General features: G+C 64.9%; 29 protein-coding genes. 18 read left to right on the top strand and 11 right to left on the bottom strand.

Features of this window, described 5'->3' with window-relative positions:
* Positions 1 to 90: 90 nt before the first annotated feature.
* Positions 91 to 1,320 carry an aromatic ring-hydroxylating oxygenase subunit alpha gene (locus tag BG023_RS01350; protein ID WP_069308853.1) on the top strand — a complete coding sequence of 410 codons (1,230 nt, stop codon included), beginning with the start codon at positions 91 to 93 and terminating at the stop codon, positions 1,318 to 1,320.
* A 43-nt stretch (positions 1,321 to 1,363) separates the two neighbouring features.
* Here the strand turns inward: BG023_RS01350 and BG023_RS01355 are convergent, their stop codons facing one another.
* Positions 1,364 to 2,134: an SDR family NAD(P)-dependent oxidoreductase gene (locus BG023_RS01355; protein WP_069308854.1), complete on the bottom strand. Its 771-nt coding sequence runs from the start codon at positions 2,132 to 2,134 to the stop codon at positions 1,364 to 1,366.
* A 9-nt stretch (positions 2,135 to 2,143) separates the two neighbouring features.
* A complete protein-coding gene (locus BG023_RS01360) occupies positions 2,144 to 3,091 on the bottom strand; it encodes an SDR family oxidoreductase (RefSeq protein WP_069308855.1) in 948 nt (315 codons plus the stop codon).
* A 147-nt stretch (positions 3,092 to 3,238) separates the two neighbouring features.
* Here BG023_RS01360 and BG023_RS01365 point away from each other — a divergent pair, with 147 nt between their 5' ends.
* A complete protein-coding gene (locus BG023_RS01365; protein WP_069308856.1) occupies positions 3,239 to 4,240 on the top strand; it encodes an NADP-dependent oxidoreductase in 1,002 nt (333 codons plus the stop codon).
* Positions 4,237 to 4,776, top strand: a complete 540-nt coding sequence (locus tag BG023_RS01370; protein ID WP_069308857.1) for a nuclear transport factor 2 family protein — start codon at positions 4,237 to 4,239, stop codon at positions 4,774 to 4,776. Before BG023_RS01365 ends, BG023_RS01370 begins: the two co-directional genes overlap by 4 nt.
* Here BG023_RS01370 and BG023_RS01375 read toward each other — a convergent pair.
* A complete protein-coding gene (locus BG023_RS01375) occupies positions 4,773 to 5,180 on the bottom strand; it encodes a PaaI family thioesterase (RefSeq protein ID WP_069308858.1) in 408 nt (135 codons plus the stop codon). The genes BG023_RS01370 and BG023_RS01375 overlap by 4 nt on opposite strands.
* An 86-nt stretch (positions 5,181 to 5,266) precedes the next feature.
* Here BG023_RS01375 and BG023_RS01380 point away from each other — a divergent pair, with 86 nt between their 5' ends.
* Entirely contained in the window at positions 5,267 to 6,859 is a 1,593-nt protein-coding gene (locus BG023_RS01380; protein WP_069308859.1) for a fatty acid--CoA ligase, read from the top strand.
* Entirely contained in the window at positions 6,856 to 7,380 is a 525-nt protein-coding gene (locus BG023_RS01385; protein WP_069308860.1) for a VOC family protein, read from the top strand. Before BG023_RS01380 ends, BG023_RS01385 begins: the two co-directional genes overlap by 4 nt.
* Here BG023_RS01385 and BG023_RS01390 read toward each other — a convergent pair.
* Both BG023_RS01390 and BG023_RS01395 read right to left on the bottom strand, forming a co-directional pair.
* A complete protein-coding gene (locus tag BG023_RS01390) occupies positions 7,377 to 7,745 on the bottom strand; it encodes a hypothetical protein (protein ID WP_069308861.1) in 369 nt (122 codons plus the stop codon). The genes BG023_RS01385 and BG023_RS01390 overlap by 4 nt on opposite strands.
* Positions 7,742 to 8,275, bottom strand: coding sequence for a carboxymuconolactone decarboxylase family protein (locus BG023_RS01395; protein ID WP_150122754.1), 534 nt, complete (start codon positions 8,273 to 8,275; stop codon positions 7,742 to 7,744). Before BG023_RS01395 ends, BG023_RS01390 begins: the two co-directional genes overlap by 4 nt.
* Positions 8,276 to 8,407: 132 nt before the next feature.
* Here BG023_RS01395 and BG023_RS01400 point away from each other — a divergent pair, with 132 nt between their 5' ends.
* A complete protein-coding gene (locus BG023_RS01400) occupies positions 8,408 to 8,761 on the top strand; it encodes a nuclear transport factor 2 family protein (RefSeq protein WP_069308863.1) in 354 nt (117 codons plus the stop codon).
* A 1-nt stretch (position 8,762) separates the two neighbouring features.
* On the opposite strand, the gene BG023_RS01405 is transcribed toward BG023_RS01400, so the two are convergent.
* The 3 genes from BG023_RS01405 to BG023_RS01415 are packed head-to-tail and all read right to left on the bottom strand — an operon-like array spanning position 8,763 to position 10,997.
* Positions 8,763 to 9,281, bottom strand: a complete 519-nt coding sequence (locus BG023_RS01405; RefSeq protein WP_069308864.1) for a nuclear transport factor 2 family protein — start codon at positions 9,279 to 9,281, stop codon at positions 8,763 to 8,765.
* Positions 9,278 to 9,679, bottom strand: a complete 402-nt coding sequence (locus BG023_RS01410) for a putative quinol monooxygenase (protein WP_069308865.1) — start codon at positions 9,677 to 9,679, stop codon at positions 9,278 to 9,280. The genes BG023_RS01405 and BG023_RS01410 overlap by 4 nt, the downstream gene beginning before the upstream one ends.
* Positions 9,680 to 9,692: 13 nt before the next feature.
* Entirely contained in the window at positions 9,693 to 10,997 is a 1,305-nt protein-coding gene (locus BG023_RS01415) for a cytochrome P450 (RefSeq protein WP_069308866.1), read from the bottom strand.
* 136 nt (positions 10,998 to 11,133) lie between these two features.
* On the opposite strand from BG023_RS01415, the gene BG023_RS01420 reads away from it, so the two are divergent.
* Genes BG023_RS01420 through BG023_RS01430 form a run of 3 tightly spaced genes read left to right on the top strand, consistent with a single transcriptional unit; the run spans position 11,134 to position 14,329 of the window.
* On the top strand, positions 11,134 to 11,733 hold the full coding sequence (locus BG023_RS01420; RefSeq protein WP_069308867.1) for a carboxymuconolactone decarboxylase family protein: 600 nt from the start codon (positions 11,134 to 11,136) through the stop codon (positions 11,731 to 11,733).
* Positions 11,733 to 12,995, top strand: coding sequence for a cytochrome P450 (locus BG023_RS01425; protein ID WP_069308868.1), 1,263 nt, complete (start codon positions 11,733 to 11,735; stop codon positions 12,993 to 12,995). The genes BG023_RS01420 and BG023_RS01425 overlap by 1 nt, the downstream gene beginning before the upstream one ends.
* Before the next feature lie 2 nt (positions 12,996 to 12,997).
* Positions 12,998 to 14,329 carry an aromatic ring-hydroxylating oxygenase subunit alpha gene (locus BG023_RS01430; RefSeq protein ID WP_069308869.1) on the top strand — a complete coding sequence of 444 codons (1,332 nt, stop codon included), beginning with the start codon at positions 12,998 to 13,000 and terminating at the stop codon, positions 14,327 to 14,329.
* A 1-nt stretch (position 14,330) separates the two neighbouring features.
* Here BG023_RS01430 and BG023_RS01435 read toward each other — a convergent pair whose 3' ends face one another.
* Entirely contained in the window at positions 14,331 to 15,950 is a 1,620-nt protein-coding gene (locus BG023_RS01435) for an FAD-dependent oxidoreductase (protein ID WP_069308870.1), read from the bottom strand.
* A 103-nt stretch (positions 15,951 to 16,053) separates the two neighbouring features.
* Here BG023_RS01435 and BG023_RS01440 point away from each other — a divergent pair, with 103 nt between their 5' ends.
* Positions 16,054 to 16,830, top strand: a complete 777-nt coding sequence (locus BG023_RS01440) for an SDR family NAD(P)-dependent oxidoreductase (protein ID WP_069308871.1) — start codon at positions 16,054 to 16,056, stop codon at positions 16,828 to 16,830.
* Positions 16,831 to 16,910: 80 nt separating this feature from the next.
* Here the strand turns inward: BG023_RS01440 and BG023_RS01445 are convergent, their stop codons facing one another.
* Positions 16,911 to 17,720 (bottom strand): SDR family NAD(P)-dependent oxidoreductase, encoded by an 810-nt coding sequence (locus tag BG023_RS01445; RefSeq protein WP_069308872.1) that lies wholly within the window; start codon positions 17,718 to 17,720, stop codon positions 16,911 to 16,913.
* A gap of 128 nt (positions 17,721 to 17,848) precedes the next feature.
* Between BG023_RS01445 and BG023_RS01450 the strand changes: the two genes are divergently transcribed.
* The 3 genes from BG023_RS01450 to mobA all read left to right on the top strand — a co-directional run bounded on the left by BG023_RS01450 (position 17,849) and on the right by mobA (position 19,235).
* Entirely contained in the window at positions 17,849 to 18,253 is a 405-nt protein-coding gene (locus BG023_RS01450; protein ID WP_069308873.1) for a nuclear transport factor 2 family protein, read from the top strand.
* 129 nt (positions 18,254 to 18,382) lie between these two features.
* Positions 18,383 to 18,724, top strand: a complete 342-nt coding sequence (locus BG023_RS01455) for a putative quinol monooxygenase (protein ID WP_069308874.1) — start codon at positions 18,383 to 18,385, stop codon at positions 18,722 to 18,724.
* On the top strand, positions 18,717 to 19,235 hold the full coding sequence (gene mobA / locus BG023_RS01460) for a molybdenum cofactor guanylyltransferase (protein WP_069308875.1): 519 nt from the start codon (positions 18,717 to 18,719) through the stop codon (positions 19,233 to 19,235). The genes BG023_RS01455 and mobA overlap by 8 nt, the downstream gene beginning before the upstream one ends.
* A gap of 4 nt (positions 19,236 to 19,239) precedes the next feature.
* Here mobA and BG023_RS01465 read toward each other — a convergent pair whose 3' ends face one another.
* Positions 19,240 to 20,244, bottom strand: a complete 1,005-nt coding sequence (locus BG023_RS01465; protein WP_069308876.1) for an NADP-dependent oxidoreductase — start codon at positions 20,242 to 20,244, stop codon at positions 19,240 to 19,242.
* A gap of 133 nt (positions 20,245 to 20,377) precedes the next feature.
* Here BG023_RS01465 and BG023_RS01470 point away from each other — a divergent pair, with 133 nt between their 5' ends.
* The 5 genes from BG023_RS01470 (at position 20,378) to BG023_RS01490 (ending at position 26,030) form a co-directional block, all read left to right on the top strand.
* Entirely contained in the window at positions 20,378 to 22,519 is a 2,142-nt protein-coding gene (locus tag BG023_RS01470) for a molybdopterin-containing oxidoreductase family protein (protein WP_233993044.1), read from the top strand.
* Between the two features lie 22 nt (positions 22,520 to 22,541).
* Positions 22,542 to 23,552, top strand: coding sequence for an NADP-dependent oxidoreductase (locus BG023_RS01475; protein ID WP_069308877.1), 1,011 nt, complete (start codon positions 22,542 to 22,544; stop codon positions 23,550 to 23,552).
* Positions 23,552 to 24,316 (top strand): ThuA domain-containing protein, encoded by a 765-nt coding sequence (locus BG023_RS01480; protein WP_069308878.1) that lies wholly within the window; start codon positions 23,552 to 23,554, stop codon positions 24,314 to 24,316. Before BG023_RS01475 ends, BG023_RS01480 begins: the two co-directional genes overlap by 1 nt.
* Positions 24,313 to 24,690 carry a nuclear transport factor 2 family protein gene (locus BG023_RS01485; protein ID WP_069308879.1) on the top strand — a complete coding sequence of 126 codons (378 nt, stop codon included), beginning with the start codon at positions 24,313 to 24,315 and terminating at the stop codon, positions 24,688 to 24,690. Before BG023_RS01480 ends, BG023_RS01485 begins: the two co-directional genes overlap by 4 nt.
* 98 nt (positions 24,691 to 24,788) lie before the next feature.
* A complete protein-coding gene (locus BG023_RS01490; protein WP_069308880.1) occupies positions 24,789 to 26,030 on the top strand; it encodes a cytochrome P450 in 1,242 nt (413 codons plus the stop codon).
* Positions 26,031 to 26,032 lie beyond the last annotated feature (2 nt).

Consider the following 26,032-nt stretch of genomic DNA (forward strand, 5'->3'; position numbering starts at 1 on the left):
AGGGCACCGCTCTGCCAAAAGTGAGCATTGCCGCACCGCTCGCTTGGGGGGATGCTTGCTGTCACGATCGCGGCTTGGGAGAGGAAGACAATGTCACGCGAAACGCTGGTCGAGATGACCCGCAATCTGGTCGCCCACGGCGCGGCCGATACGATGGAATATGCCGACGAGGTCGTGCGCATTCCCGCCAGCGCCTATACCGACCCCGATGTGTTCGAGCGCGAAAAGATGCAGATCTTCCGCCGCCTGCCGCTGATGGTCGCGCCCTCGTGCGAACTGCCCAACCCGGGCGATTTCAAGGCAATGGACATCTGCGGCGTGCCGCTGCTGCTCAGCCGCCAGAAGGACGGCAGCATGGGTGCCTTCCTCAACATGTGCACCCACCGCGGCAACCCGCTGGCAAGCGGCTGCGGCAATGCCAGCCGCTTCACCTGCGGTTATCACGGCTGGACCTTCAAGGCCGATGGCGACCTGATCGGCGTCGCCAGTCCGCAGGACTTTGGGCGTATCGACAAGAGCCAGCATTGCCTGACCAAGTTCCCGGTCTACGAAAACGCCGGGCTGATCTGGGTGACGCTCGATCCCAATTCCAAGCTCTCCATCGCCGATTACCTGTGCGGCTATGACGAGCTGCTGAAGGCCTTCGAATTCGAAGGCTGGACGCTGTTCTCGCAGCGCACGCTGGCGGGGCCGAACTGGAAGACGGCCTACGACGGCTATCTTGATTTCTACCACCTCCCGGTGCTCCACAAGGACACCTTCGGGGCGGATTTCTACAACCGCGCCAATTACTTCGCCTTCGGCCCGCACCAGCGCCTCTCGACCCCGTCGAAGTTCGCGATCAAGGTGCAGGGCGACGACGACGGCCAGATGGACCTCGAAGCGATGGCCGACGACGAGCTGCCGCAGGAAGTGCTGGTGCAAGGCGTGTGGACCATCTTCCCGCACATCTCGATCGCCAGCTTCTATGGCGGCGGTCAGCGCGGGGCGATGATCAGCCAGCTGTTCCCGGGCGACAAGGTGGGCGAGAGCTACACCACCCAGTTCTACGTCATGGAAAACCAGCCCGAGACCCCCGAGCAGGTCCAGGCCGCGCACGACCAGTTCAACTTCCTCGAAATCGTTGTGCGCGACGAGGACTACGCGACCGGCAAGCGCCAGCAGCAGGCACTCGCATCAGGGCTGATGAAGGAAGTGCTGTTCGGCCGCAACGAGCGCGGCGGACAGATCTTCCATGGCTGGGTGGAACGGCTGGTCAATGCCAGCGACGATGATCTGATCGACATCTTCGCACAGGAACACCGCCAGGCGGCGGAGTGATGCTGCGAGGGCGCCTTGCGCGCCCTCGCCCTCGGCTTAGGCGCTATTGCGCCGTGTAGCCCCCGTCGACCACGAACTCCGCGCCGTTGACATAGCCTGCCTCGTCCGAGGCGAGGAACAGCACGCAATTGGCAATGTCGCGCGGCTCGCCCAGCCGGCGCGCGGGAATGCCTGCGACGATCGCGTCGTAATTGGCGGCGTTATCCTCCAGCCCCTTCTGCTGCATGTTGGTGCGGATGATGCCGGGGTGGACCGAATTCACGCGGATACCCTCCGCCGCCGTTTCCAGCGCGACTGATTTGGTCATCAGCTTCACCGCGCCCTTGGTCGCCGCATAGGACGCACTGCCGCGAAAGCCGACCTTGCCCGCGACCGACGAGAGGTTGATGATCGAGCCACCGTTGCCGCACTGGCGCATCGCGCGCACCGCCGCCTGCGTGCCCATGAAACAGCCGACGACATTGACCTCGAGCTGGCGGCGCAATCCGGCAAGCGCGTGACCATCCGCAATCGCGGCAATATCGAGGATGCCGGCATTGTTGACGACGATATCGAGCCGCCCGTGGCGCGCCAGAATGTCGTCCACCACGCGCGTCCAGTCCCCTTCCGAGGCGACATCCTGCGGCATGGCCTCGGCGGCGAGATTGCGCTCCGAAATCAGCCGGGCGCTCTCCGCCACGCCGGCCGCATCGACATCGGTGAGGACAACGATCGCGCCTTCTTCAGCGAGCCGTTCCGCAATCGCAAAGCCGAGACCGGGGCGCGATGCACCGCCGGTCACCAGCGCGACCTTGCCTTCCACGCGGCGGGTCATGCCGTGCGCTTACCCGAAGGCCGGGCGATAATTGCTCTCGCCCCATTCCTGCCGCTTGGTCCAGCTGCCCATCGTTTCGAGCTTGCCGTCGAGTTCGGGGAAGCGTTCGTAGACGTGGTCCATGTCCACCGCGAAAGGCTTGGTCGGTGCGGTGTTATTGTATTCGTAGAAGGCCTGGATGCCTTGGGCGAACTGCTCGCGCATTTCCGCCGGCATCCCGTCGCCCGCAGCATCGACCAGATAGCGGCCGAACTCTTCGGGCGTGCAGGGATCATACTTGATATCCTTGCCCAGCGCTTCCGACAGGCAGGCGGTGACCTGCTTGCCGACCAGCCGCTCCGGCCCGCCGATATTCAGCCACGCACCTTCCATGTCGGGCCGTTCAAGGCTCGCCAGCATGAACTTCGCCACGTCGTCGAGGCTGATCCAGTTGGCTTCGAGGTTGGGGTTGTGCGGGTATACGTAGCGGCCTTCGTTGACGATGAAGGGCCGCGCCCAGTTGGTCAGCAGGTTGTCCATGAACAGCACCGAGCCGAACACCGTGCCCGGCGCGCCCGAGCGCCACAGCGCGTTGATGCCCTTGGTGTTCTCGCCATAGGTGAAGGGATCGCCGGGCTTGTCCGGAATCCAGCTAGAGGTGTTCCACACGACGCGCTTCACATTGAGGTGCGCGGCAACCTTGCCGACCTCGCCGATCAGATAGGCGCGGTCCGCGCGGGCTTGCAGCGGGTGGGTATAGAAGATGTAGTCCGAGCCTTCGAGCGCGGCTTCGAAGGTCGAAGTGTCGTAGAGATCCATCGATCGCACTTCGACCCGCTCCACACCATCAACCGGCGCGCCCTCCAGCGCATCCGGGCGGCGCGAAATCGCGCGCACATCATACCCTGCCGCCAGCGCCTGCCGCACCTGTGCGAGGCCCTGCCGGCCGCTCGCGCCGATTACCGTGATGAGTGCCATGAATCTCTCTCCCCAGATTGTCTTATGGGGCTGAGACTAGGAACGCCCCTGCCCCCGCGCACCGCGCCAAAGTGATAGCTTGATGCCCGCAGCCCCTAGCGAAAAGGCGGGGTTGCCGTAGCGGCTTGCGGCCCGAAGAGTGCGCGAATGAACAACCGCTTCTGGCGCATCGCCCGCCGCCCCGAGGGAACCGATTTCGCCAGCGCGCTGGAGCTGGTCGAGGCGCCGCTCGCCCCGCTGGCCGAAGGCGAAATCCGCATCCGCAATTCGCACTTGTCGATGGATGCCGGCACGCGGATGTGGCTGACTGATCGCGAAGATGGCTACCAGCCGCCGCTCCCGGTGGGCGGGCCGATGACGGGGCTGGTGCTGGGCGAGGTGATCGAAAGCCGCGCCGAAGGCTTTGCCGCAGGGGATCTGGTGCGTGCCTTCGGCCAGTGGGCGGATGTCAGCACGGTCGATGCGGTGATGTCGGGCGCGATCATGCTTGATCCCACAGTGGCAGACCGGCGCGCATGGTTCGGCCCGCTCGGCATGAATGGATGGACGGCCTTGTGGGGCATCGAACAGACCGGCGCAGCCAAAGCGGGCGAACGGGTGCTGGTATCCGCCGCGGCGGGTGCGACCGGCATCCTTGCGGTGCAGATCGCCAAGCTGCTCGGCTGCGAGGCCTGGGGCATCGCCGGGGGCGCGGCCAAGTGCGCTTTTCTGACAGAGGAACTCGGGATCGCGGGCGCGGTCGATTACAAAGCGGGCGATGTGGCAGCGCAGCTTGATGCCGCGTGGGGCTTCGACGTCTATTTCGACAATGTCGGCGGGCCGCTGCTCGATCAGGTGCTGACCCGCATGAACCACTATGGCCGGATCGCGGTGTGCGGATTGCTGGCCGATTACACCACGGGCACCCGCACAGCGCCGAAGGAATTCGATCAGGTGCTGATGCGGCGCCTGCGGATCGAAGGCTTCTTCTCGCCCGACTTCATGCACGAAGGCCCAGCCCTCACCCGCCGCTTGCGCGAATGGACCGAGGCCGGCGCGCTGGTGATGCCCTATGACGTGACGCGGGGCCTAGAGAATACCCTCACCGCCTATGCCAAGCTGTTCACCGGCGGCAATATCGGCAAGGTGATCGTGGAGCTGGAACAATGACCGCTAGATTCGAAGACCGCGAAGCCATCCGCGACATTCTCGCCGCCTATGCCCATGCCATCGACCGGCGGCGCTGGGGGATGATGGAGCACCTGTTCCATGCCGACGCGACCTTCAAGTTCGGGCTGGTCGAAGGCGACTGGCGCGGGTTCGTGGAACAGGCGCGCGCGATCATCGACCCGTGCCTCGCCACCCAGCACCAGCTCGGCCAGACGATCTTCGGCTTTGCCGGCGAACACATCTGCCACACCGAAACCTACATGACCGCGATGCACACCATCCCGCCCGGCTATCCGATGACCGCAGCTTTCCCCGACAAGGGGATGATCTATTCGGGCATCGTCGCGGGCCGTTATGTCGACCGGTTCGAGAAGCGGGGCGGCGAATGGCGCATCGCGCAGCGCACAGGGCTTTACGACTGGCGCGAGTTCCGGGTGGTCGAAGGCGTGGACCTGTCGAACACTCCCGAAGGCGCGGCCGGCTATCATGACGACCGCGATCCTTCGACCGCAGCCGTCAGCCACTGGCTGGGTTAGGGCCGCTTGAAGGCGAACACGCCGCTCATGGTCGCGATCTGTTCCTCGCCCCGCCAGATGCCGCCCGAGGTATAGGCGGTGCGCCCGCCCATCCGGTCGATCCGCACGCGCGCCTCCAGCCAATCGCCGAGCTTTGCGCCGGCAAGATAATTGACCGTCAGCGTCACGGTTGAAGGCGCCAGCCGGGGCCGCTCGGCATCATAGACCGCATGGCTCAGCGCCACATCGGCAAAGGTCGAGACCACCCCGCCGTGGGCCGCGTCCTGATAATTGATGTGGTGCGGGCAGATCCTGAGGCCGACCACCCGCACCCCGTCCAGCGGTGCGCCAAGGTAGTATGGCCCGCCGTGATCGAGAAAACCCGGGGTGAAGCCGGCCGGTTCGAAGCCTGAGGGAATATCCATGCCCCCAGCCTAGCGCAGCCACGTGCCGGCGCCGCTATGAATTGTGCCAATGACACCGGCCCCGCGCAGGGTCTATCTCCACCGCCATGGGAGATCAGACAGCACTGGCAGCGGAGTCCTTCTGCGACATCGTGGGCGAACACGCGCGCACGCAGGGGGACACAGTCGCCTTCACCTATGGTGACGAGGAAATTACCTTCGCCGAGCTCGACGAGGGCGCGAACCGGGTCGCCAATGGCCTTGTCGCACTGGGCGTGAAGCCGGGCGAGCGGATCGCCTTCCTCGGCAAGAACCATCCGCTCTATTTCGAGGCCTTCGTCGGCGCGGCGCGCGTGGGCGCGGTGATGACCCCGGTCAACTGGCGCCTGGCCGCCCCCGAAGTCGCCTATATCCTCGACAATTGCCAAGCCCGCGTGGTGTTCGTCGGCGAAGGCTTTGCCGATGCGCTCGCCAAGGCGCGGGCCGATGCGCCGCATATCGAACAGGTGATCGGCATCGACGCCCCCGATTATCGCGGCACCGATTACCGAATCTGGCGCGATGGCTTCCCGTCCAATCCCCCCGCACACAAGGTCAAGGCCGAGGACGACGCGCTCCAGCTCTACACCTCGGGCACCACCGGCAAGCCCAAGGGCGCGGTGATGACCCATGGTTCGATCCTCTCCAGCCGCGATGCGACCGCGAGCGGTGAGGCGATGCGCGGCTGGCAGGAACCGATCCCGGGCGATGTTACCCTGCTCGCCATGCCCTGCTTCCACATCAGCGGCACCGGGACCGGGATCGGCACGATGGTCGCAGGCAGCAATTCGATCGTGCTGCCCGAATATGATCCGACCAAGGCGCTGGACCTGATCGAGAACTTCAATATCTCGAAAATCTTCCTCGTTCCGGCCGCGATCCAGATCCTGCTCAATCACCCGCGTGTCAGCGAGGTCGATTTCAGCCGGCTCAAATATGTTACCTATGGCGCCTCGCCGATCCCGCTTGAACTGATGCGCGAGGCGATGCGGGTGATGGGCTGCGGCTTCGTGCAGATGTACGGCATGACCGAGACCAGCGGCACGATCGTCGCGCTCGATCCCGAAGACCACGTTCCCGAAGGCTCGCCGCGGATGCGCTCGGTCGGCAAGCCGCTGGCCGGGGTGGAGATCAAGATCATCGACGAGGCCGGAAACATCGTCCCAAACGGCACTGTCGGCGAAATCGCTACGCGTTCGAGCAAGAACATGCGCGGCTACTGGAACAACCCCGAAGCGACCGCCGCCACCATCGATGCCGAAGGCTGGCTGCGCACGGGCGATGCGGGATATCTCGACGAAGACGGCTATCTCTACATCCATGACCGGGTGAAGGACATGATCATCTCGGGCGGCGAGAACGTCTATCCCGCCGAGGTCGAGAACGCGCTCTATTCACACCCCAAGGTCGCCGATGTGGCGGTGATCGGCGTGCCCGACGACAAGTGGGGCGAGGCGGTGAAGGCCTGCGTGGTGGTGAAGAAGGGCGAGACCCTGACTGAAGCCGAGCTGATCGCCCACGCGCGCACGCTGATCGCGGGATACAAGTGCCCCAAGTCGGTCGATTTCATCGAAGCCCTGCCGCGCAATCCCTCGGGCAAAATCCTGCGGCGTGAGCTGCGCGCGCCCTATTGGGTGGGCAAGGACCGGGCGGTCAATTGATCGGACTGCCCGTCCGGCAGTTGGCCTACAAGGTCGAAAGCCTTGAGGCGGCCGCCGCCGCGCATCACCGCCGGTTCGGTTCAGGCCCGTACTTCGTGCTGCGCCATGTCGCGCTCGCCTCCTCGCACCATCGCGGAGTGGAGCGACCCTTCGACCACTCCAGCGCCTATGGCCAATGGGGCAGCGTGATGGTCGAGCTGGTGGTGCAGCACAATCCCGACGATTCTGCGCTGCACGAGATGTTCCCCTATGGCTCGGGGCGTGAGGGGCTGCACCACGCCGCGCTGTTCGTCGATGATTTGCAGGCCGAAATTGCCCATTTCGCAGCCGAGGGCGCGCCGCTCGCGCAGCTCTCGGTGACGCAGACGGGAACCGCCTTCGCCTTCGTCGATGCGCGGGCCAGTCTCGGGCACATGCTCGAACTCTACGAGCCGACGCCGCAACTGACGGGGTTCTACGATTTCGTCGCCAAGGCGGCGAAAGGGTGGGACGGGAAAGACCTGATCCGCGAGTTGGGCTAGGCCCCCGCCAGCGCGGGCAGATCGACCAGCGCCGCGCGGCATTCGGCATCGGCGAGCGCGGTCACCACCGAAAAGGCGACAAACCCCGGCTCCCCCAGATGCGCGACCACGGCGGCAGCTTCGGCATCGCTGATCGCGGTATGCTCGAACGGCATCCGGCGGGCATAGGCGAGGCACAGCTTCGTGCCTTCATCGAGCGTGCTATCGTCGATCGGGGCGGTGTCGATCCCGTGCACCGTGGCCACCGCCTGCCGGATCAGCGCCACGAGGCTCGCATCAAGCGCGCCTTCGGACTTGCTTCGGAAATCGGCATAATGGCTGGCCAGCACCGGATCGGCGGCCAGCGCGGCGCAGACGGCGCTCATTCTGCGGCCTCCAGCACGGCAGGTGTGGGCAGCACGGTGCGGTCCATCTGCTCGGGCTCCAGCCCCATCGTGATCAACGCCTTGGCGAGCGCGAGGAACAGCGTCACGCCGAGGCCTAGCTCGGCGATCTGCGCCGGCGTGAGGTGCCGTTGAAGCGCGGCCTTGGCATCACCATTGAGCAATTCGGGATCGTGGATCAGCGCGTCGGTAAACTTCAGCACCGCCTTTTCGGTGTCGGTCAGCTTGGCCGAGGTATCGTAGCCATCGGTGATATCGTCCAGCACCTCCTCGCCGAGCCCCTGCCCCAGTGCCTTGTCGAAACGGACATTGCGGCAGAACCCGCACTCGGTGACCCGCGCGTTCCGCATCCGCGCTACCTCCTTGATCCGCGCCGCCAGCGCGTCCGATCCCCAGAAGCGACCGTAGAGAGCGAAGAAACTCTCCGCGATCGCGGGCTGGTGCGCGAGCACCGAGCCGAAATGCGCGGGCTCTCCGGGGATGGCGGAGGATACGCGGGGGATGGTGGACATGAAGCCTCTCCTTTGCGGCGCAGGATAACAGCGGGTGCCGCTACGACTCCCTCGCCATTTTCACAGGCGGGCGAGACGCGACGTCATGGCAGATTGGTCTGACGTTCACGAAGTGAACACGAGGAGAGAAAAATGCCCGGCGAAGCACAGCGCGTGATCGAGGAATTCTGGCGTATCCAGGACGGCGGCGACTACACCAAGCTGGTCGATCTGTTCGCCGAGGATGCCTTTCTCGAAGACCCGATCTGGGGCCAATATCGCGGGCGCGAGGCGATCCTCGGATTCATGAACACGATGGTCAAGGAAATGGGGGAGCGCAAAGTCCACTTCACCGTCGATGAAATCTGCGGCGACGATCATGCCGTGTGGGCGCGCTGGACGATGCACATGGACGGCCACCCGCCGCGCGGCGGGGTCGGCATCTACAAGGTCAGCGGCGGCAAGATGACCTATTACCGCGATTACCTCGACCCGGCGGGCGAGTAGCCTACATCCGCCGGTAATCGGGGTGGCCGCTCTCGGTGAGATCAAGCATCGGCAGCGGGAATTCCGCGACAGGGCTGACATCGGGCTGCTCGGGCATCGGCTGCGTCCAGTCCATGATGTAACGGCGGCTCGAAATCCGCCATTCCCCGTCTCGCTTCTCGTAGGTGTCGAGATAGCGCCCGCCGTACATGTTGCCCTTGTACGGCGCATCGCCTTCGCGCCGGAAGCCGAGCGCCACGCCGTAGCATTCGCCTTCCGCCGTGGTCGCCGAAGTCAGCTTGACCGATAGCGGCGCAAGCAGGTGCCAGCGCCGCCCGGTTGACCGTTCCACCGCCATCACCACCGGCACGAACTCCGCCGCCGTGCCCTTGAAGAAGCCGTAATCGATCGCGGCATCGGGCCAGTAGCACCCGGCCTGCCCTTCATCGTCGAGCCAGTCCAATGTGCGCGAATAGCGGGCGATGAGATCCTGGATCGCCTGCCGGTCGAGCAGTTCCTGCACCTTTTCTTCAAGGTTCATGCGCGTGCACTCCACCAGCCCGGGATCGTCAGCGGGAAGCGTTCCTGCGCGATTTTCATGTTCTCGCTGGCATCAGCGGGCAGCGCCGGATCGGTGGTGTGCGGCAGGCCCCCGCCCGCGCCTTCCACGGGGTCGATATACTCCAGCTTGATGCCCGCCAGCACGCCGGCGAAGTCATGGCCTTCGTGATGATCGGACATCTGGTGGTGATAGAAGGCCCATTTGTCCTTGAAGCTGAGCAGGCAGTAGTAGGAATTCTCCTCGTGCCCCTTCCAGTATTCGTAGCGCAGCACGCCTTCCTCGGTGGCGAAGGTGTGGTGGACCATGTCGCGCATGATCGCTTCCCACTTCTCCTCCTTGCCGGGCTTGATCTGGATATGGGCGAGCAATGTGGCCATCGGGTTTCTCCGTTCAGGCGGGTGTGAGGTTGAGCAGCAGGCGGAAAATGCCGAGCATGATCCCGCCCTGATGGCGGAAATCGTTGCCGGCGGCGTATTCCATGTCGGCAAAGGCATCGGCGAGCTTGTCCCACGCGATCATCTGTTCGAGGCGCGAGATGTTGGAGCCGGGGCACGACCGTGGCCCCTGGCTGAAGGCCAGGTGCCGCGTCGCAGCCTTGCGGTTCAGCTTCAGATCGAGCGGGTCTTCGAATTCTTCTTCATCGATATTCGCCGCCGCCCAGCGCAGGTGGAGCATCGATCCGGCGGGGACGTGGACGCCCTGGAACACCTCGTCATGGGCGCAGATGCGGGTCGAAAGGCCCTGCGTGGGGGAGCGCAGCCGCATCCCTTCCTCGATGAAGGTGCGGATCGCCCCCCGATCACCTCTGAGCGTGCCGAACATCCCCGGCCGCTCGCACAGCAATTGCGCCTGCTCCGCGAGCGCATATTGGGTGGTCTCCAGCCCGCCGATCACCATCGCATAGACCACGCCGTTGATCTCGTCGTCGGTCAGCTTGCGACCCAAGGCCTGATATTCGACCTGCGTGAGGAAGCTCACCATGTCGTCCTGCGGGCGGGCGCGCTTCTTGGCGGTTTGCTCGGCCACATATTCCTTCATCCCCGCCAGTAGCCGGAACTTCTCGGCGGACTGTTCGGGGGTGAGGATGTTCTTGTGCGTCGTCCCGATCACATAGGACATGACCTGCGCGTTGCCCCATTGCTCCAGCCGCGGGATATCCTCCTGCGGAAAGCCGAGCACGCTCGCCATCACCCGCTGTGGCAGGGGCCGCGCGAAATCGGCGACGAAATCGACCGGCTCGCCGGCCCGCGCCTTGGCCAGCATTCCGGCGATCAGATCGTCGACATGCCCGGTGATCATCGCTGCGTGCCGCGTGCAGCCGGGGCCGACCCACGGATCGGTCAGCTCCTTCCTGTGGGCGCGCCACAATTCGGGATCGGGGCGCAGCGAGACGATCGAGGCGACCATCGCGTCGATATCGGGGATGTGCGTGGGCATCTCGCCCGATTGCTGGATATGCGCGACCAGCAGCGAGAGCGTGGGCGGGAAGCGGTCCCAATCCATTACCACGCGGCGGATATCATCGTATTTGGTCAGCACGAAGGCATCGGTGCCGGGGGTCAGCCCCTCGCCCGCAAGGCGCTGCACCGGGCTTTCCGCATGGAGGATCGCGTAGGCATCATACCAGTGTTCCTGCGCGCCGGGGGCGAACAGATCGACCTCTTCCAGCGAGCGCGGGGCGCCCTCGGTTCCCACTCGCAAACCGCCTCTCCCTTGCGGGGCGGACGGCTGTGCTTAGCGAATCCGCCAATTGCTGATGCGGGGGTTGTCCCCCAGCCTTTCCCCAACGGAAACGGGCTAATTTGCCAGTGCCGAATTGGGAGAGAGAGCTGTGAGCCGCCCGAAAAGTCGAATTGCCAAACTGGCGCCGGAACAATGGGACCAACGCCTTGTCAGCGCGATCCAGCCCGACAACCTGACCGATCTGGAGCAGGGCCTCACCCGCTACTTCGCGCATTGCCCCGAACAGGCGCTGGGACTGATGGGGTTTGGCGGGGCGCTCAAGCGCAACCGCACCCTACCTGACCGACTGGTGGAACTGGTGCGGCTGCGCGTCGCCTTCTTCAACCAGTGCCGTTCGTGCATGGCGATCCGCTATTCCGATGCGGTGGCCGACGGCGTGACCGAGGGGCTGGTGTGCTCATTGGAACGCCCGCAGGAGGCCGAGAACCTCAGCGCAGCCGAGAAGGTGGCGATCCGTTACGGCGAGCTGATGGCGACCGATCATCTCGCCATCGACGATGCGATGTATGACCAGCTGCGCGAACATTTCAGCGAGGCACAGATCGTGGAACTCGGCATGACCGTCGCGTTCTTCGTCGGCTTCGGGCGGCTCGCGGCCACCTGGCACATGGTCGAGGAGCTGCCCGAAGCATTCCGCACTGCCGAGAAAATCGCGCCGTGGGGCGCGGAAAAGATCGAGGTGCGCTGATGAATTCGCCCACCATCAACCTGTTCGATCCGCAGCTGCAACAGTGCCCTTACGAGGCCTACAAGACCCTGCGCGACGAGGCTCCGGTCTACAACATCCCCGGCACGCAGATCTATGTCGTCAGCCGCTATGATCATGTGCGCGAGGTGCTGATGGACCCCGCGCGCTTCCCCTCGACTGCGGCCAACGAGCTGATGCGCGCCAGCCCCACCGACATGGAGCGCGGGCGCAAGGTCGCCGAACGCTTCAAGGAGAAAGGCTGGCTGCCCGCCCCTACGCTCGCCGGGCGCGATGACCCCAATCACAAGCAGATGCGCGCGATGTTCAACGAGGCGTTCAAGCCGAGCCGCATCAAGGAAATCGACCCGCGCGTCGAAACCCTCGCCTACGAGCTGATCGACGAGTTTCTGGACGATGGCCACTGCGATTGGGTGCGCCAGTTCTGCGTACCGCTGCCGCTGTTCATCATCGGCGAGCAGATGGGTGCCAAGCGCGAGGACATGTGGAAGATCAAGGGCTGGACCGATGCCTTCTTCCACCGCATCAGCCTGATGCTGCCCGAGGACAAGCACCTCGAAATGGTCGACCGCGAGATCGAGGCGCAGCACTATTTCCAGCCGATCTTCGAACGCCTGCGCGAACATCCCGATGGCTCGCTGATTTCTGTGCTGGTCAACACCGTGATCGAAGGCTGGGGCCGCCCGCTCAACGACAACGAACTCCACGCCGAGATGATGGCGGACACCTTCGTCGGTGGATCGGAAACCACCACCAATGCGCTCGCAGCCGGCATGAAGCTGCTGATCGAGAACAAGGACGTGTGGGCCAAGCTCAAGGCCGATCCCGACAAGTATTTGCGCAACTTCGTCGAGGAGGTGCTGCGGCTGGAAAGCCCGGTGCAATCGCTGATGCGCTTCACCCACAAGGATGTGGAGCTGGACGGGGTGACGATCCCCGCAGGCTCCGTCGTCAACGTCCGCTACGGCGCGGCGAACCGGGACGAGCGCTTCTTCGAATGCCCCGAAAAGCTCGATCTCGACCGGCCAAAGGCGGGCGCGCACATGGCCTTCGGGTCGGGCACGCACCACTGCCTCGGCGCTCCGCTCGCAAGGCGCGAGCTGACGTGGGGTTTCCAGGCGGTGGTCGACCGGTTCGAGGACATGGAATTCGCCGAAGGCAAGAACGACTTCACCTATCACCCGCACTTCCTGCTGCGCAGCCTCAAGCAGCTCCACATCACCTTCGAACCGAAAAGGCGCTGAGCATGGCTACCCTTCTGAAGCCCGCCCCGACGCGGATCGACGTCACCCCGCAGCCCAGCCCCAAACTGTCCGACAAGCCGATCGACGGCAGCCGCTACTGGAGCCGCGACTTCATGCAGCGCGAGTGGGACGGCATCTGGACCAAGGCGTGGCTGATCGGCGGACTAGCGAGCCAGGTCGCCAAGCCGGGCGATTTCTTCACCTATGACATCGGGCGCGAAAACATCCTCGTCACCCGCGGCGAGGACGGGGTGGTGCGCGCCTTCTACAACGTCTGCCCGCACCGTGGGAAACGGCTGGTGATGGAGGAAGAAGGCCATTCCAAGCGCCTCGCCTGCTCCTACCACGGCTGGCGCTTTACATCGGAAGGCGAGCTCAATTTCGTCCCCTGCCCGGAGGATTTCGCAGGCGGCAATCCCTGCGGCAAAGTGCGGCTGGAAGAGGTCAGGTGCGAGGTCTTCGCCAGCTTCGTCTGGGTCAACCTCGATCCGAACGCCACGCCGCTCGCCGACCACCTCGGCCCGGTTGCGCACCAGATCGACGGGTATCGGATGGAACAGATGCACCGCACCCACTGGGTGACGCTGGAGGGCGACTGGAACTGGAAGTGCGTGCAGGACAATTTCAACGAGAGCTACCACCTGCCCTTCGTCCACCCGCAGACCCGCTTCGTGATGGAGCAGAGCTACAAGGAGTGCCAGTTCGATCTCTACGCTCCGCACGGCCATGCGCGCATGTTCATGCCGGGATCACGCCCGGCGCGCAGCTTGCGGGGGCACACCGACACCGTGCTCGAGATGATGAGCCGCGAGCTCACCTATTGGGGCCTCGACCCCGAAGATTTCCGCGATGATCCGCTGCGCACGCGCGAGGCGCTCCAGCAGGCCAAACGCGAAAAGGGAGCGGAGAAGGGATATGACTTCGCGCATTTCCACGATGCCCAGCTGACCGATCACTTCCACTACACGATCTTCCCCAACATCAGCTTCAGCCTCAAGCCCGATGGCTGCATCTGGCTGCGCGCCGATCCGCACCCGACCGATCCCGAGCGGTGCTATTTCGACATGTGGTACTTCACCTGGTTCCCCGAAGGCGCGGACCGCTATTACTCCTATTCGATGGGCGAAGAGGTCGATCGCACCGTCCCCGTGCCGCACCAGCGGGGGGTGGTGGGCGAACTGAGCTGCGGCCCCGGCATCGACCAAGACGTGAGCATCTGGAGCGAGCAGCAGAAGGGCCTGCGCTCACGCGGCTACAAGGGCGGGCATCTGGCGGGGCAGGAAGCGCGGGTGCGCTTCTTCCACGACACGATCGATCGGTGGTTGGGGGAATAGTTCAGGCGTTGGCCAAAGCCGCCGTTCTTCCCGCAATATAGCCGAAGGTCAGCGCCGGGCCGAGCGTGCCGCCCGCGCCCGCATAGATTCCGCCCGTCGGGCAGGCGATGGCATTGCCCGCGCCGAGCAGCCCCGGGATCGGCTCCCCGTCATGCCCCAGAATGCGCGCCTGACCATCCGTGCGCGGGCCGCCATTGGTGCCGAGCAGGCCCGAGGCGATCTCCACCGCATAGAACGGCGCCTGCCGGATCGCGCCGAGCGTGACCGCCGTGCCCTCCCGACTGCGGTCCCCGTAGAAATGGTCATAGGCGCTCGTGCCGCGCCCGAAATCGGGATCGTGGCCTTCATCGGCATGGACGTTGAAGCGCGCGACCGTCTCGGTCAGCGCCGCCGCATCGATCCCGATCTGCTCCGCCAGCTCTTCCAGCGTGTCGGCGCGCATCACCCAGTCGGGGATCGGCTGCCCCGGCTGGCGCGTGCCCAGCGGATAGCGTTCGGCATATTGCGCGTCGAAGATCAGGTAGGCGGGCAGGTTCAGGTAATCGTAGTTCGCCGGGTCGAACTGGTGGAACACGCCGCCCAAGGCCGAATAATTCGCCGCCTCGTTGCAGAAGCGTTTGCCCGAGCGGTTGACCATGATCGAATGCGGCACTGTGCGTTCGATCAGGATGATCTGCGCGCGCTGCTCGCCGCTGGCCCAGGGCGCATCGGGGGTGACGAGCGTCGGCGCCCACCATGCATTGGTCATGTTGCCGAGCTTCGCACCAGCCGCCATCGCCAGCTTCAATCCACCGCCGGTTCCGGTCGGCGGGCTGGCGGGAGCGGTGATGGGGCCGCGCAGAAAGGTCTGGCGCAGCTCCGCATCCCATTCGAACCCGCCGGTCGCAATGATCACCCCGCGCCGTGCGGTGAGGGTCAAGGCCGCGCCGTCCTGCTCGCCTTCGATCCCGGTAATCTGCTCGCCATCGCGCACCAGCCGCTTCACGGTGACGCCCAGCATCGGCTCGATCCCGCGGTCGAGACAGGCCTTCAAGAGCCGCGCCACCATCGCTTGCCCGAACCCGCATTGGCGCGCGGCCATGCGCTGGCCCAGCACCTCCATCGGCGGCATGGTCGTCGCCCCGCCGAGTGGCGTTTCGCGCAACATCAGCGGCTTGGGCTCTTCGATCGCGTAAATCTTCGCCGCCCAGTCGCCGAGCTCCCCCAGCGCAAACAGATCATGGTCGAGCGCGCGGCTGCCTTCGGGCTTCGCGCCGGGCCGGTCGAGGTAATAGTCGGGATAGCCCGGCAGCACCGCGACCTTCAGCGCATCAATGCTTTCAAGGAAGGCCAGCGCCTCCGGCCCCTTGTCGACGAAAGCTTCGAGCGTCTCGTCGACCAGATCGCCGTGATCGAGGCTGCGGAAATAGGCGAGCGCGTCGGCACGGCTGTCGGCCATGCCGGCTTCGCGCATCCGGGGGTTGTCCGCCACCCAGATCACCCCACCCGATATCGCCGATGTGCCGCCGATCCGGTCGTATTTCTCGACCAGCAGCACGCTGGCCCCGGCCTCGTGCGCGGCGAGCGCGGCGGCCATGCCGGACGCGCCCGTTCCCAGAATGATGACGTCTGCCTCTCTCATGCCAGCGAGTAGACGCGCGGCGGCGGGCGCGGACAACCCGTCATTTTGGCAAGGTGCGTGAGGCTGCGCGGGCGGCTACCCAGCAATGCAAAGGAGAGACAGCATGAAACTGGCAGGAAAAGTCGCCGCGATTACCGGGGGCACGGCGGGCATGGGGCGCGGGATTGCCGAGGCATTTCTGGCCGAGGGCGGCAAGGTCGCGCTGTTCGCGCGCAATCCCGACAAGGGCGCCAAGGTGCTGGAAGAACTGGGCGCAGGCGAAAACGCGATCTTCATCGCGGGTGACGTGATGAGCCAGTCCGATCTCGAAGGCTTCATCGATGCCGTGGTCGCGCATTTCGGCACGCTCGACATTCTCGTCAACAATGCGGGCGGCGCGGGCGATTTGCAGCCGCTCGTCAACCTGTCCGACCACGCCTTTGACGAGGCGATGAAGTGGAACGTCTATTCGACCTTCTGGGCCAGCCGCCGCGCGCTGCCGACCATGCTCGAAAAGGGCGACGGGCGGATCATCAACATCTCCTCGATGGAGGGCAAGCACGGCAAGGCGGTGCTGACCGCCTATTCCGCCGCCAAGCACGCGGTGAACGGCATGACCAAGAGCCTCGCGCGCGAAGTCGGGGCGCAGGGGGTGACGGTCAATGCGATCTGCCCCGGCATCGTCATCACCGACATCATCAAGAACAACGGCCCCGCCACCGCCAAGGCGATGGGGATGGAGCTGGACGAGATGATCGCGATGTTCGCCGCGGATTCGGCGATCAAGCGGCCCAATACGGTCGAGGAAGTCGCCGCCGTGGCGGTGTTGCTCGCCAGCGAGGCGGGCGCGGGGATCACCGGCCAGCAGATCAGCGTCGATGGCGGAACCGCACAATATTAAGGGGGCCTAGACCCCCTCTAGACCCCCCTTAGCCCGGCCTTGCCCCGATGTTCCACGTGGAACATCGGGACTGCGGCAGCCTATTGCTGCAACTTCGCCATCGCCGCGCCGACCGCTGCGGCGACATCGCCCGCCTGCGGATTGCCGCGCATGATCAGCCCGCCATTGGGCTGGATATTGGCGCCCGTCACATAGGCGTTGTCGGTGCACAGCCACAGGCAGGCGTGGGCGACATCGTCCACGGTGTTGAGCCGCCCCATCGGGTAGCGCGGCAGGAACGCATCGGTCAGGCCCGGCACCTGGAAGCTCGCATGGGTCATCGGGCTATCGGTGAAGGCGGGCGAGACGGTGTTGGCCTTGATCCCCAAGTGCCCGTAATCATTGGCGACGCACTCGATCAGCGCCTCGGAGCCGCGCTTGGTGCCGATATAGGCGGCGTGGTTGGTGATGATCGCCTTGGTCGTGGCCGAAGACAGCGAAATCAGCGAACCGCCGGTCGGCTGCTGCTGGCTCATCACCCGCACGAAGGCCTGGAGGAAGTGGTGCACGCCCTTGAACTGCAAGTCGACGATCTGGTCGAGCTGTTCGTCGGTGATTTCCTCAAGGCTGGCGAGCAGGCCCCAACCGGTGGTGTTGATCGCGATATCCACCCGCCCAAAAGCGGCGACCGCCTTGTCGGCCATCGCATTGACCTCGGCCTTCTTGGCGATGTCGCACAGCGCATATTCACCGCCGATTTCCTTGGCGAGCGCGGCGAGCGGGGCTTCCTTGCGGCCCGCCACCATCACCTTCGCGCCTTCCTTGGCGAACAGGCGGGCGATGGTCTGGCCCATGTTGCCTTCCGATGCCGCCCCCAGCACCACTGCGGTCTTGCCTTGCAATTGTCCCATCACGTGTCTCCTCTCTCGTGGCCGAGCGAGTAACACGCATCGGTGCTGCCTCCCCCTTCCCAAAAGTGTCCATTGTTCGCGGCCACCCCGCGCCTGATAGCAGCGCCACGATAAAGGGAGAGCGCGCAATGTTTACCGGACCGCTGGAGGATCGCGTGGCGATCACCGAACTCAATGGCACCTATGCCGATGGCGTGGTGCGCATCGATTCCGCCACCTGGGCAAGCGTCTGGGCCGATGATGCCGACTGGGATCTGATGGGCCACAAGACCCACGGCAAGGACGCGATCGTCGCCTTCTGGAACGGCGCTATGAGCGGGCTGGAGGCGGTCAGCTTCCACTGCGTGCCCTGCATGATCGAAGTCACCGGCGACACCGCCAAGGCCCGCGTGCAGACGCAGGAAATCCTCAAGCCCAAGGACGCCAAGGCGCGCCACGTCGGCGGGCTCTACGAGGATGAACTCAAGAAGATCGACGGCCAGTGGCGCTTCACCAGCCGCACCTTCCGCATTGTCGCCGAATTCGGGATTTAGTTTTCGGGTTCGCTTGCGCGAACTGCAGACCACCCGCCCCGCCTCCCTTCCCGGCCACCATAGCCTGATGGTATCATTGGTGGCCGGGCGGGGAGGCGGGGCGGGTGGTCTGAACCCCAGGAGCAAAAAATGGCCAAGATTCTCATTTCCGCCCAGATCGACCTCGACCCGGCCCAGCGCGAAGAGGCGCTGCGCACCGCGCGCCCGCATATCGAGGCCGCGCTCGCCGAGAAGGGCTGCATCCACTACGACTGGAGCGCCTGTTCGATGAACCCTGCACGCGTGAACGTGTTCGAGGAGTGGGAGAGCGAGGAAGCCCTCGCCGCGCACTTCAAGGACCCGGCCTATACCGGCATGCGCGATCACATCGGCAAGTTCGGCATCACAGCGGCGGTCAGCGCCAAGTACCGCGTCGATGCCGAAGGCCCGGTCTACAACGCCGAAGGGCAGGCGACCGAAGCGTTTGACTAAGCTTCTCGGCGCGATCCTCGCCGGCGGACAGGCGCGGCGGTTTGGCAGCGACAAGGCCCATGCGCTTTATCAGGGCGCGCGGCTGATCGACCGGGTCGCCGCCGCTCTCGCCGCGCAATGCGATAGCGTGGTGGTGTGCGGGCGCGAGGAGCCGGGCTTTACCTGCATTCCCGATTGGCCCGAAGCCGGGCTCGGCCCGCTGGGCGGGCTGGCGGCGGCGCTGCACGAGGCGCGCGCGCAAGGCTGCACTCACGTCCTTTCGGCCGGAGTCGATGTGCCCGATCTGCCGTTTGATCTTGCCGCCACACTTGCCGGAGACGGGGCGGGCATTGTCGAGAGCCAGCCGGTCGTCGGGCTGTGGCCGTCCGATGCAGCACCCGCGCTGGAAGCGTTCATCGCCGGGGGCGGGCGCTCGCTCTACCGCTTTGCCGATCACATCGGCGCGCGGCAGATCGCGCTTCCCGCCACGCTGATGAACGTCAACCGGCCGGAGGACTTGCCCCCGGCCTGAGACGTCACAGCTTCAAGAGCTGCTTGCCGCGGTTCTGGCCGCTGAACAGGCGTTGCAGCGTGGTCGGCGCGTTTTCGAAACCGTGCTGGATGTCTTCCTGATACTTGAGGCTACCGTCCTTGACGAAGCCTTCGAGCCGCTTGCGGATGCCGGGGAATTCGCTCGCCCAGTCGAGCACGATGAAGCCCGCCATCGTGCCGCGCCGGAACACGAGGTTGAAGTAGTTCTCCGGCCCGGCGGGCAGGCTTCCGGTCTCGTAACGGCTGATCCCGCCGCAGATCACCACGCGCGCGCCGGTGGCGATGCAGGCGAGCATGTCGTTCAAGATCTTGCCGCCGACATTGTCGTAGATCACGTCCACGCCGCGCGGGCAGAGTTCGCGGATCTGCGCCTTCACATTGCCGGCCTTGTAATCGATCGCGGCGTCATAGCCCGCCTCGCGCACCAGCCAGTCGCACTTGTCCTGACCGCCCGCGATGCCGACCACGCGGCAACCGGCGATCTTGGCAAGCTGGCCGACGATGCTGCCCGTCGCGCCCGCCGCGCCGCTCACCAGCACGGTATCGCCCGCCACGGGCTTGCCGACCTTGAACAGCCCACAATAGGCGGTGAGGCCGGTGGTCCCCAGCACCGAAAGCACGGCGGTGGGCGAGAGTTCGGTTTCGACCTTGGTCAGATCCTTGCCGTCGGAAACGAGATATTCGGTCCACCCCGTGGTGCCGAACAGCATATCGCCCACGGCATAGCGCCCGCCGTTTGACGCCACGACTTCGCAGATCCCGCTGCCGCGCATCACGTCCCCGATCGCCATCGGCGCGACGTAATCGGCGATATTCTCCATCCAGCCCTTCTGCGCCGGATCGAAGCCGAGGAAATGCGTCTTCAGCAGCATCTCGCCCGGGCCGGGATCGGGGAGCTGCGTTTCGACCAGCTTGAAATCGCTGTCGATCTCGATCCCGCGGCCGCGCGGGTGTCCGTTGAGGAGCCATTGGCGGGTGGTGGTGGGCATCGGTCGATCTCCCCAAGAGAATTGCACTGCGTTTCCTGCCCTATTGCGGGCGCGGGCGAGAGGCCTCCACGGACAAAAGTATCAGTCGAGCGCCCCTGCCCCTGTGGTAGTCTCGCCCGCCAAAGGGAGAACCATGATGGGCGTTCACACTCACAAGACCTTCTGCCGCTTCTGCCACGCCAACTGCGCGATGGAAGTGGACGTCGAGAACGGCAAGGTGATCGAAGTGCGCGGCGATCCCGATGATCCGGCCTATGGCGGCTACACCTGCATGAAGGGCCGCGAGCTGCCGGATTCGCACAATTCGGAAAACCGCCTGCATCACTCGCTGGTTCGCAACGAGGCGGGCGAGTTCGTCTCGACCCCGATGCCCGAAGCGCTCGCCCATGTCGCGAGCGAGCTGCGCCGCATCATCGACACTTATGGCCCGCATTCGGTGGCGGTGTTCATGGGATCGGGCGGCTTCCAGAACAGCGCCGCGATGGCCGCTTCCTTGAGCTTCGCTAACGCGGTCGGCAGTCGCAATTTCTACACCTCGGTCACGCTCGACCAGCCCGCCAAGGTCTTCACCACCGCGCGTTACGGCAAGTGGATGGCCGGGCCGAACACCTTCAGCGAAAGCGATGTGGCGCTGTTCATCGGCAACAACCCGATCGTGTCGCACTATGCCCCCGTCGGCGGGGTGCCGCCGTTCAGCCCTTCGCGCCGCATCCGCGACAAGAAGGCGGAAGGGCTGAAGCTGATCGTCGCCGACCCGCGCGAAAGCGATGTGGCGCGGCTCGCCGATATCTACCTGCCGGTGAAGCCGGGCGAGGATCCGGCGATGCTGGCAGGCATGCTCAACGTGATCATTTCCGAAGGGCTCTATGATCGCAACTTCGTCGCGGCCCATGTCGATGGTTTCGACGAGCTCGCCGAAGCTGTGAAGGCCTTCCCGCCTGAAGTCGCGGCCGAGCGGGCCGGGCTCGACAAGGACCAGCTCGTCGCCGCCGCGCGGATGTTCGCGGGCGGATTGAAGGGCTGCGCCACCACCGGAACGGGGCCCGAAATGGCGGGCAACGGCACGCTGACCGAATATCTCGTCACCTGCCTCAACACGATTTGCGCGCGCTTCAAGCAGGAGGGCGAAAAGGCCGCGATCCCGGGCGTCTTCAGCCCCTACCAGACCGCGCGCCGCGCGCAGGTCGCCCCGCCGGTGCCGATGTTCGGGGCCGAAGGCATGCCCAAGTCGCGCTTCCGCGGGCTGGGCCATCTCGGCTGGGAAATGCCGTGCAACGTGCTGGCAGACGAAATCCTCACCCCCGGCGAAGGCCAAGTGCGCGCGCTGATTTCTGTCGGCGGCAATCCGGTGGTCGGCTTCCCCGACCAAGCCAAGATGGTGCGCGCATTGGATGATCTCGAGCTGTTCGTGCAGATCGATCCGTGGATGAGCGCCAGCGCCAAGCGCGCCACGGTGGTGCTCGCGCCCTCGCAATGCCTTGAGCGCGAGGACATCACCAACCTTTCCGAATGGTGGCACGAGGAACCCTATGCCCGCTACACCGAAGCGGTGGTGAAGGCGCCGGGCGACTGCATCGACGAATACGAGATGTTCTGGACGCTGGCGCATCACCTCGGGATCACGATGGTGCTGAACGGCGGCCCGCTGCCTATGGACCGCAAGCCGACCAAGCAGGAATTCCTCGACCTGATGGTGGCCGGCAGCCTCAAGAAGCCGAGCGACGTGCGCGCCGATTGCCAGGCCAATGGCGGCGCGGCGGTGATCTATCCCGAGGTGCATCCGCTGGTGCAGCCGGTCGATGAAAGCGAATTCCATCGCTTCGATCTAGCGGTGGGGGCGATGCCCTCGGAAATCCTGAAATATGCCGAGAACAAGGCTGCGCGCGAAGGCTTCGACTTCCGACTGATCAGCCGCCGCTCCAAGACGCGGTTCAACTCGATCGGCCACCCGCTCAAGAAATTGCAGGCCAAGACCACCACCAACCCCGCCTATATCCACCCCGACGACATTGCCGCGCTGGGCTTGGAAGAAGGCGGGCTTGTCGCGATCACCAGCCCCCACGCCACGATCCACGGCGTCGTCAAGGCCAGCGACAAGGTGCGGCGCGGGATCGTGTCGATGGCGCATGCTTACGGCGATGCCGATGCGACCAAGGAGGACGTGCGCGAGCGTGGCTCTTCCACCAACCGGCTCGTGAGCGAGGTGGTCGATTACGACCCGATCACCGGCCAATCCCTGCAAAGTGCTATTCCGGTGAAGCTCGAACCGGCCTGATCCTCTCAATCAAAGGAATACCATGCCCACCAACCGCCGCTTCCTTCTCCAGCGTCGCCCCGATGGCACGCCGGTCGCGCAGGATTTCGAACTCGTCAGCGAGCCCACCCCCGCGCTGGAGGAAGGCCAGTTCCTGATCCGCAACCACTACGCCTCGCTCGATCCGGCGATGCGCGGGTGGATGGATGCGGAGGGCAATTACATGCCGCCGATCCCGCTGGGTGATCCGGTGCGTGCCAGCACCATCGGGGTGGTCGAGGAAAGCCGCGCGGAAGGCTTTGCCCCCGGCCAATGGGTGATGGGGCTCAACGCGCTGGAGGATTATTCGATCGGCGTTGCGGGCGGCTTCACCCAGCCGATCGACCCGAGCCTTGTGCCGAGCGTCACCAACTACCTCTCGATCTTCGGCGCTGTCGGCATGACGGCCTATTTCGGCTTCCTCGAAGTGTGCGAGCCCAAGGCGGGCGAGACTGTGCTGGTGAGCGGCGCGGCGGGTGCAGTCGGCAGTCTTGTCGGCCAGCTTGCCAAGATCCACGGCTGCCGCGCGGTCGGCATTGCGGGCGGCCCGGCCAAGTGCGCGCGCCTCACCGAGAAATACGGCTTCGATGCCGCCATCGACTATCGCGGCAAGGATGAAGCTGCGCTCACGGCCGCGATTGCCGAGGCCTGCCCCGACGGGGTCGATGTAATCTTCGAGAACGTTGGCGGGATCATCCTCGATGCGGGGCTGATGAACTTGAACCTGCATTCGCGCGTGGGGCTGTGCGGGCTGATCAGTGAATACAACACCGAGCCGCGGGGCATCCGCAACCTGTGGCAGCTGATCGTGAAGCGCGCCCACATCCGCGGCCTGCTGGTCGCCGATTACGTCCCCCGCTTCGCCGAGGGCGCGCAGCAGATGGGCGTGTGGGCCGCGCAGGGCAAACTCACCATCGACGAGCATATCGACGAAGGGCTGGAGAACGCCTTCGACAGCTTCATGCGGCTGTTCGCGGGGACGAATGACGGCAAGATGATCCTCAAGATCGCCTGATGCGCTCCTTGCTGGTCTTGTCGGGCGGCCACCCTTACGAGGCCGGGCCGTTCGGCGAGCTGCTCAGTGCCTTGGGCGACTGGAAGATCACGCACCTGATCCATCCCGAGGGCGGAGAGGCCGATGCCGTGGGCGCAATTGCTGCGGCCGACGGCCTGCTATTCTACGACATGGCGGGCTACACCTTCGCCGATGGCACGGTGACGATGCGCCCGCCCTCGCCCGCCTTGCGCGAAGCCATCTCGGCGCGGTTCGCAGCCGGAAAGGGCGCAGTAACGATGCACCATGCGCTGGCCGGGTGGGCGCTCTGGCCCGAATGGCACCAATGGCTGGGCGGGATATTCCACTACCAGCCCGGCGATCACGGCCCGGATTCCGGTTATCGCCACGATATCACCTATGATGCTCAGATCGTGGCCGATCACCCGGTGACGCGCGGGCTGCCCGAAAGCTTCCCCGTTACCGACGAGCTATACCTCTGCCCCATCGACGAGGCCGCCTTCACCCCGCTCGTCCGCGCCGAGGGCTTCGCCTTTACCCGCGACAATTTCTATTCCGCCGCGCAGGCCGTGGCGGGCGCGATGTTCAGTAACGAAGGCTGGAACCATCCGCCGGGGAGCAACTGCGTCGCGTGGGAAAGCCGCACCTGCCCCGCTCCGCTCGTCTATCTGCAATTCGGCGATGGCCCGGCAACCTACGCCAACCCGCACGTGCGCCAGATGCTGCGGCAGGCGCTCGATTACACTTCAGGAGGAACAGCATGACCCCCCAGCAAACCGTCGAAGCCTTCATCGGCCACTGGAACGCCTGCGATATCGACGCCATGCTGAGCCTGTGCGCGGAAGGGATCGTCTATCACAACATTCCGATGGAGCCGGTCGTCGGCACCGCCGCGATGCGCGCAATGGTCGAAGGCTTCCTCTCCAACATCGCTTCGTGCGACTGGCAGACTCACGCCATCGCCGCCAACGGCAACACCGTGCTGACCGAGCGCACCGATGCGTTCAACTTCAAGGATGGCCGCCGCGCCGCGATCCGCGTGATGGGCACCTTCGATCTCGACGAAAACGGCCTCATCACCGGGTGGCGCGACTATTTCGATATGCTTGAATTCCAGCGCGAATTTGCCGGCGCGTGATGCGGAACGCGCAACCCTAACATAAACGTGCATCGCATCGGAGGCGAGGGTTTGGCTAGGCTTGCACCATAATTTTCCCGGTGCCGGAGCCGCCTCACATGAACAAGCCCGAAGGCAATGTCTTTGCCCCCGAAACGCTGATCGATCCGTTCGATTACTACCGCGCAGTGCACGAGGCGGGGATCGCTATCGAACATCTCGAAGGGATGAACACCTGGGTCGTCTATTCGTATGACCTGTGCAGCGAGGCGGCATCCAAGCCGGAAATCTTCTCGAACGATTTCACCGCGCTGATGGGGCGCGAGGCGGATGAGGAAATCCAGGCGATCCTCGCCGAAGGCTGGCCCGATCTGCCCACGCTGCTGACCGCCGATCACCCGGTCCACACCCGCAACCGCAAGCTGGTGAACCTCGCCTTCTCGGCCCCGCGCGTCAACGCGATCGAGGCCGACATGCGGCAGAAGTCGATCGACCTGATCGAAGCCTTCGCCGATCGGGGCGAATGCGAATTCGTCGAGGAATTCGGCGTGCCGCTGCCCGTCGCCATGATCGCCGGGCAGATCGGGCTCGACGATGATCCCAAGCGCGTGAAGCGCTGGTCGGACGCGGCGGTCGACCGCTTCAGCCAGATGGTCGATTTCGAACGCAAGAAGGAATGCGCGCGCAGCCTCGTCGAATTCCAGCACTACATGAAGGGCCTGATCGATGACCGCCGCGCCAACGGCGGCAATGATCTGCTGACCGATCTGGTCGAAGCGCGGGTCGAAGGCGAAACCCCGCTCAGCGATCCCGAAATCATGTCGCTGATGCAGCAGTTCATGGTCGCGGGGAACGAGACCACCACATCGACGCTGGCGGGCGGGCTGCTCCAGCTGATCCGCAATCCTGACCAGATGGCCAAGGCCAAGGCCGCCGCCGGCGGGCGCGATCCCAAGGTCATCATGAACCTGGTCGAGGAAGCGCTGCGCTACGAAACGCCGACCGCGGGGATGTGGCGCATCGTCAAGGCCGACACCGAACTCGGCGGCATGAAAATCCCCAACGGCGCGGTGGTGCAGCTGCGCTATGCCGCGGCCAACCGCGATCCGGCCAAGTTCCCCGATCCCGACAAGTTCGACATCGAACGCGCCAACGCCCGCACCCACCTCAGCTTCGGCAAGGGCCCGCATATGTGCGTGGGCAACATGCTCAGCCGCAAGGAAATGCTGGTCGCCTTCGACGAGCTGCTCGAACGGCTCGATAACTTCGCGGTCGCGGACGAGAACGAAATCCGCATCCTGCCCAACATCCTGCTGCGCGGCGTGACCCATCTGCCGATCACCTTCACGCGGAAGGGTTGAGC

The organism is Porphyrobacter sp. LM 6 (genome assembly GCF_001720465.1).
Lineage (GTDB): Bacteria > Pseudomonadota > Alphaproteobacteria > Sphingomonadales > Sphingomonadaceae > Erythrobacter.